Source organism: Segatella copri, assembly GCF_003465495.1.
Taxonomy (GTDB): Bacteria; Bacteroidota; Bacteroidia; order Bacteroidales; family Bacteroidaceae; genus Prevotella; species Prevotella copri_G.
This window is the reverse complement of sequence record NZ_QSAV01000080.1, coordinates 1-6,613: the sequence shown is the minus strand read 5'-3', so window position 1 is coordinate 6,613 and position 6,613 is coordinate 1. Positions and strand designations below refer to the sequence as shown.

8 protein-coding genes are annotated in these 6,613 nt (G+C 36.6%); all 8 read left to right on the top strand.

The genetic code is table 11. The annotated features are described in order from the left end of the window. The first annotated feature begins 32 nt into the window (after positions 1-32). Positions 33-632, top strand: coding sequence for a hypothetical protein (locus DWV53_RS14805; RefSeq protein ID WP_118155374.1), 600 nt, complete (start codon positions 33-35; stop codon positions 630-632). A gap of 37 nt (positions 633-669) precedes the next feature. Further along, entirely contained in the window at positions 670-1,425 is a 756-nt protein-coding gene (locus tag DWV53_RS14800; RefSeq protein ID WP_147468821.1) for a hypothetical protein, read from the top strand. Beyond that, a complete protein-coding gene (locus DWV53_RS14795; protein WP_118155370.1) occupies positions 1,409-3,118 on the top strand; it encodes a hypothetical protein in 1,710 nt (569 codons plus the stop codon). Before DWV53_RS14800 ends, DWV53_RS14795 begins: the two co-directional genes overlap by 17 nt. After that, positions 3,093-3,473 carry a hypothetical protein gene (locus tag DWV53_RS14790; RefSeq protein WP_118155368.1) on the top strand — a complete coding sequence of 127 codons (381 nt, stop codon included), beginning with the start codon at positions 3,093-3,095 and terminating at the stop codon, positions 3,471-3,473. Before DWV53_RS14795 ends, DWV53_RS14790 begins: the two co-directional genes overlap by 26 nt. Before the next feature lie 405 nt (positions 3,474-3,878). After that, positions 3,879-4,466, top strand: a complete 588-nt coding sequence (rfbC, locus tag DWV53_RS14780) for a dTDP-4-dehydrorhamnose 3,5-epimerase (protein WP_118155364.1) — start codon at positions 3,879-3,881, stop codon at positions 4,464-4,466. A gap of 30 nt (positions 4,467-4,496) precedes the next feature. Further along, a complete protein-coding gene (rfbA, locus tag DWV53_RS14775) occupies positions 4,497-5,405 on the top strand; it encodes a glucose-1-phosphate thymidylyltransferase RfbA (RefSeq protein ID WP_118155362.1) in 909 nt (302 codons plus the stop codon). A gap of 90 nt (positions 5,406-5,495) precedes the next feature. After that, complete coding sequence (rfbD, locus tag DWV53_RS14770) at positions 5,496-6,410, top strand: dTDP-4-dehydrorhamnose reductase (RefSeq protein ID WP_118155360.1); 915 nt, start codon at positions 5,496-5,498, stop codon at positions 6,408-6,410. Between the two features lie 60 nt (positions 6,411-6,470). Further along, positions 6,471-6,613: GDP-mannose 4,6-dehydratase (locus DWV53_RS14765; protein WP_118155358.1), on the top strand; the 143-nt coding region annotated here is incomplete at its 3' end.

Here is a 6,613-nt window from a genome sequence, read left to right as displayed (position 1 = left end):
AAAGGTGGTTCAGAGGGTGTATGGAAATATAGATGGTTACCAAAGAGGTTATAGCACAATTAATATTTTGGCTTTTTACAGCAGGGTCTGATACTTATACTGTTCAAACTCAAACTGGACCTGTTACAATACAAAGAGCAGAATTTGATAAAAATAAAGCACTTCAAGATTCTGTAAACAAGATAGCTTCTACTGTTGTTAATTCAGATAAAATAACCAATATGTCTCTCTGTTACAAAGACGCTAATCATCAAGAAGTAACAATTCAAATTAACAAAAAGCAAATGACAGGTCTCATAAAAGAGATAGATGATAGTACATCTTGTTATGATATCCCACGGGTTACAGTTCAAATCGTATCACCTACACTTGAGGCTAAATCTGTCCAATGGAAAGTTCGTTATGAAGGAAAAGTTAGGCCAATGAAAATGAATGACATTGCATTTTTAACCTTAATTGATCATCGTGATATTTCTTTTAGAAAAGGAGATGTTTTAATTTGTGATATTCAATTATTAGAAACTATAGAGTTGGATGGAAGTGTGAAGCAAAAGTATATTATAACAAAAGTATATGATTGGCCACATTACCATCGTTTGGAAGAAACAAAAGAGCAAGACTTGTTTGAATAAAACAAAACTTATAAAAATACTATTCAATACGAAAGAAATGACGAATGAAGAAATATTAGAATTTAAGACATTTTTAGCAAAGCTATATGCTGAATTGTTTAGTGATCCTTCTTTAGAAAAAAGGGTTCAAACGTTAGCAATGATAATCGATACAAAAGTTGAATCAAATAATTTGGAAGTTCAAAATGCCAAAAACTCATTATACTTAGATATCAAATACTTTATTTCTGTCTATCTTCGTAATAAAAGAAAAAAAGACTATGGTTATGAGGATTATAATAGAGATCTTTTGTTGGAATATGTGTTATCACCCTTTCTAAGCGTTGAACAACAATACAGGTTGTTGGTATATTTAAAATATTTGCTTGAAACTCTTTCTTATGAAACCGCTTGGCTTTCGAATAAAATATTCGAAAAGAAGCTGAAAATAGCAAAGAAGAACAAATCAATAAAGTATTTACTATTACTTTCATCGCGAAATCTATGGACGATATTGATTTCAATTCTTTCGCTATATTTCATAGAATGCATAATACTTCTTCCTGCACCTTTATCATGTATGGAATGGTATACATTTCAGAAAGTTTTTATTTCAAGTAATGCTTTTATCAATCATTTAGCTAATGTTATTACATTGCATTTTGATTGTATAGATAACTCAGCAAAGATTTCATTTACGACATTAGGGTTAGTCTCTTTGGTGCTTTGGAATGTTGTTTATGTAGTAGTTGGTGTTAATTTCTTGTTCAAAAATTTATTTGCTAGTTTCAATGTCGATGAATTGGAAAAATAGATTTATATTACAAGCCAATAGGCATATGAGATCTATATATTTTAGACTTATATTGGTCGGTTATGGAATGATATTGTCTATGATTTATGATGATATATTTCCTGGCTATGTATATATGTTGTTTTTTTTGTTGTATCTTGTTATACAAGCAAAGCTTTTTGGGACAACAACAAGAGCACTAGCATTGTTGCGTTCTGCTTTAGATTTTTCGATGATAGCTTTCTCGTTGTATGGTAAGCCCTTGGATAATATCACGACTATTTCAATGTTTTTTATTCCTATTGCAAATGCGATTAATCATACCGGAAAGAATAAGGGGTCAAAGATGTACATATTAATATTGTGCATTGTCTACCTGGTCTTGGCTTTTGCTAATGGTGGTACAATCTTCACAATAAATATTCTTTATGTTGTTCTACCGTTTTTTGCATTTTTTTTAATCCATCTTAATACGGTAAAGAATTGGGTGTCGGCAAGCCAAAATTCTGAATTGCAGGATGCGATAGATGATTATTACAATCATGGCACTAAACATGAAGAAGTTTATAAGAGAATAATTGATATTTGTTCCAAGTATAATCTATCTTGTAATGCAATATATTGTTTCATTACTCATGATTCATACAAGAGTTTATACATAGTGAATGCCTCCCAATTTGTATATACATATAATGTAGAATTAAAAGCTAAACAGATTGAGCATTTGAGTAAGGATCAAATAGATTTAAATGCGGATATAACAATAGAAGGTCGTAAGATAGACTCGAATTTATTAATTCCAGTAAATAAAAAGTCTTTTCGTAATAATGAAGACGATTCTGAATATCTTTTTGTTGTGACTTCCTTAAACGATTCTGAAAATTTTGAATGGATAAGTCTAGCATTAGAATCACCATTGAAAAAATTTGCAAAACTTCTTTATACTGAACGCATGATGAAGAAGCGCCGTAGAGAGTATAATGAACAGATAAAAGAAAAAGGTCGATTTGTGGATAGTGCAATAAATACAATGCATTTTATCAAGAATCGTTTAACGTCTGTTCAAGCTCTGACGGATGTCATTAATGATGCAGATTTTACTGATGATTATCAAACAATAATCTCTTTTGCTAAAGAAACAGCTAAACGCTCTCAAATAGACATAGATAGTATTAGAAGTAAAGCTAAATATTTACTTGATAAAGATAATAATCCGTTTCATTATCAGAAAATAGAAATGGTTAAACCGAGGAAGGTTTTTGCCATATTACGTACAGTATGGGAGACAACCTTTAACCATCAGAATCTTTTGGTTGATAACGTTGATTTCTTGGAAGATGAAAGTCAAGCTGTTCAAACCAATATGGAAGGACTTGATATTTTATTTTCTGATATTATAGGAAACATGTTTAAATATCGGGTTAATTATAGCGCGTGTAAGGTTTCTTGTTCAACCGAAACTTTGAAGGTCTGTTTTTCAAATGATTTTCTAGACAAGACAATAGTCAATGAACTTATCAAAAGTTATAATGATAATAGTAAAGAAGAAATTACCAAGAGAAAAACGTATGGTGTTTCTAATGTGAAATCATTTGTTTCAGACACAAATTTAGGTCTTGTAGCTTTTACTAAAGTCGATGACGACAAAACTCTTTTTTGTTTGGAATTAACTTTTAAACTTTTTCGAAATGAAAATATTGACGATAGAGAATGAATATGCTTCAATACTGCCTGTCTTTAGTGCAATTGAATGCATGGTATTTAAAGAAGAATTAGACAAACAGTACTGTGATAAGTCTCAAGATATACCTTGGGAAGTTTTAAATACATTTGATGCAATTTTTATAGACATAAGCCTTGCTACGAGAAGCAATCTTGATGGTTATGGCATCTTAGAAAAGATAAAGAAGGAATATCCTTCGCTTTTGCCAAAAGTTGCTATTATTACGGGTAATGATAAGATAAGTGAAATGTTGAAAGAAAGAAAACTTGACGATTGTCATATACGTATATTTGAAAAGCCATTGAGATATAAAGAAATTGCAGCATTTATAAAACAGTCTTCTTAAAAAGTACTATTTAAACAGATTGGGTACTTATAGCTTACTGTTGAAAACTAAATAGTAGCAGTACTGGTCTTTGATTCTCTATGATAAGTCATAGTTTGGCGGTCCCATCCCGCATAATCTGGCGAGACCTTTGATGGTCCGCCAACATTATAGCGAAGCGGTTCCGAGCACCGGAGGGCGGTTACATCCTTCCTTTCTGAGAAGGGAAGGCTTGGTTAGGATGTGGAGCTCCCTTTGGCTAAAGGGAGACGGAGGGATTCGAAAAAAGCCTTTTTTAATGGGAAAAAGCGATGCCAATGAGTGCAATGAAAGCTCGCTTTCAAATTGCCGAGTGCAGCTCGCTTTATCAACAAAGAAGGACGAGATGATTTTAGAAATTCTTATTAAAGAACATAAGTTAAAACAATGAATATAGTAAAAACAGAAATAGAAGGCGTTCTCATTATAGAGCCACGCCTCTTCCGCGACTCTCGTGGCTACTTCTTCGAGAGTTTCAGCGAGCGAGAGTTTGAAGAAAAGGTTGCCCCAATCCTGGGACACAGTGTTCACTTCTGCCAAGACAACGAGTCTATGAGCAGCTATGGCGTAATGCGAGGCCTGCACTTCCAGCGTCCACCTTATACCCAGAGCAAGCTGGTACGCTGCGTAAAAGGTAGAGTGCTTGATGTAGCCGTAGATATCCGTAAAGGATCACCAACCTATGGCAAGCACGTGGCTGTAGAACTGACAGAAGACAATCATCGTCAGTTCTTCATCCCAAAGGGCTTTGCCCATGGTTTCGCTGTTCTCTCAGAAACAGCAGTCTTCCAATACAAGTGTGATAACTTCTATCATCCTGAGGCAGATGGAGGTATTTCTATTCTCGATGATACCCTCGGTATTGATTGGAAAATCCCAACAGAGCATGCTAACCTCTCTGAGAAAGATACAAAACATGCTATGCTGAAAGACTTTGATAGTCCATTCGACATCAATGTAGATTTATACAAGTAAACAAGATACTAATCATTTAACATTAAGGCAATGAAGGGAATAGTATTAGCAGGTGGTAGCGGAACACGCTTGTACCCAATCACCAAAGGTATCAGCAAGCAGCTGATTCCTATCTTTGATAAACCGATGATATATTATCCTGTCTCGGTTTTGATGTTGGCAGGTATCCGTGAGATATTGATTATCTCAACTCCATTCGATCTGCCAGGTTTTAAACGTCTCTTAGGTGATGGTAGCCAGTTCGGAGTGAAATTCGAGTATGCAGAGCAGCCATCACCAGATGGCTTAGCCCAAGCCTTCATTATCGGTGAGCAGTTCATCGGTAATGATTCGGCTTGTCTTGTATTGGGTGACAACATTTTCCATGGTGCTGGTCTTAGCCAGATGCTTCATCAGGCAGTAGTAGATGCAGAGCAGAATAACAAGGCAACCGTCTTCGGTTATCGTGTAAGTGATCCAGAGCGATATGGTGTCGCAGAGTTCGATGAACAAGGCAATTGCCTCAGCATTGAGGAGAAGCCTGAGCATCCAAAGAGCAACTATGCTGTGGTTGGCTTATACTTCTATCCTAACAAGGTAGTAGAAGTAGCTAAGCATATTAAGCCTTCCGCTCGTGGTGAGTTGGAAATCACAACCGTTAATCAAAAGTTCCTGAAGGATAAGCAGCTGAAGGTACAGACCATGGCAAGAGGATTTGCCTGGCTTGATACCGGGACCCATGATTCCCTTTCTGAAGCTTCAACCTTTATCGAAGTCTTGGAGAAGCGCCAGGGCTTGAAGGTTGCTTGTCTGGAAGGAATTGCATACCGTCAAGGTTGGATTACTGCAGAACAGTTGAGAGAGAATGCACAGCCTATGTTGAAGAACGACTATGGCAAGTATCTGCTTTCAATCCTTGACGAAGCAAATAGTACATTAAAGAAGAATTTAGAATATTAAAATATAAGATAGGTGAGGGAGAGGATAAGAGCATTTTTTAAGCTACTTTTCGCTCTGTTCTCAAACTCATCTATCTCTCTTTAAGTAAATATGAACATACTAGTAACAGGTGCTAACGGTCAGCTTGGTAATGAGATGCGTATCGTTAGCCAAAATACAACAGATCATTATATCTTTACCGATGTCAATCAGGTAGAAGGTTTGGAAACTACTTTCCTTGATATCACCGATATGGATGCCATCCGTAAGATGGTAAAGGAGAATGATGTGAAAGCCATCGTGAATTGTGCGGCGTGGACCAATGTGGATGCTTGCGAGACAGATGAGAAACTGGCTGCATTGGCAGAAAAACTTAATGCTGATGCTCCTGAGAATCTGGCTAGGGCGATGAAGGAGGTTGATGGGCTGCTCATCCAGATCTCAACAGATTATGTCTTTGGTAAGGAACCTTATAATGTGCCATGTAATCCTGACCAGAAGGGAACTCCTACTGGCGTGTATGGAACAACGAAGCTTCATGGAGAGCAGAAGATCATGGCCACTGGCTGTGACTATGTGATTATCCGTACGGCTTGGTTGTATTCTGAGTTTGGCAAGAACTTCTGCAAGACGATGCTTAATCTGACGGCAACCAAGCCACTGTTGAAGGTTGTCTTCGACCAGTGTGGTACTCCTACATACGCACTCGATTTGGCTAATGCCATCATCACCATATTGGATAAGATAAAGGCTGCCCAGAGCAAGGATGAATATGTTGGAGTTTATCATTTCTCAAATGAGGGTGTCTGCTCCTGGTATGATTTCACCCAGATGATTGCAAGAATCGCTGGTCATACGGAATGCGATATCCTGCCATGTTATAGCTCGGAGTATCCTTCTCCTGTAACTCGTCCTGCTTATTCCGTATTGGATAAGCGAACCATCAAGGAGACCTTTGGTGTTAAGGTTCCTTATTGGGTGGATTCTCTGGAGAAGTGTATTGCTAATCTTAAGCAGGATTGTTAGAAGTCTGCTCAAATATACTAATCATAAAGTTTAAAGTTCAATTTTCAAAGTTCAAAGTAAATGAAGAATATCATTATCACGGGCGGTGCTGGTTTCATCGGCTCACACGTAGTAAGACTTTTCGTGAACAAATATCCTGAGTATCACATCATCAACCTCGACAAGTTGACTTACGCAGGTAATCTGGCTAACCTCAAGGACAT

Coding starts and splice junctions, on each gene's coding strand:
- DWV53_RS14795 (WP_118155370.1), top strand. CDS start 1,409: ATGAATTGGAAAAATAGATTTATATTACAAGCCAATAGGCATATGAGA.
- rfbA (WP_118155362.1), top strand. CDS start 4,497: ATGAAGGGAATAGTATTAGCAGGTGGTAGCGGAACACGCTTGTACCCA.
- DWV53_RS14790 (WP_118155368.1), top strand. CDS start 3,093: ATGAAAATATTGACGATAGAGAATGAATATGCTTCAATACTGCCTGTC.
- rfbC (WP_118155364.1), top strand. CDS start 3,879: ATGAATATAGTAAAAACAGAAATAGAAGGCGTTCTCATTATAGAGCCA.
- rfbD (WP_118155360.1), top strand. CDS start 5,496: ATGAACATACTAGTAACAGGTGCTAACGGTCAGCTTGGTAATGAGATG.
- DWV53_RS14800 (WP_147468821.1), top strand. CDS start 670: ATGACGAATGAAGAAATATTAGAATTTAAGACATTTTTAGCAAAGCTA.
- DWV53_RS14805 (WP_118155374.1), top strand. CDS start 33: ATGGTTACCAAAGAGGTTATAGCACAATTAATATTTTGGCTTTTTACA.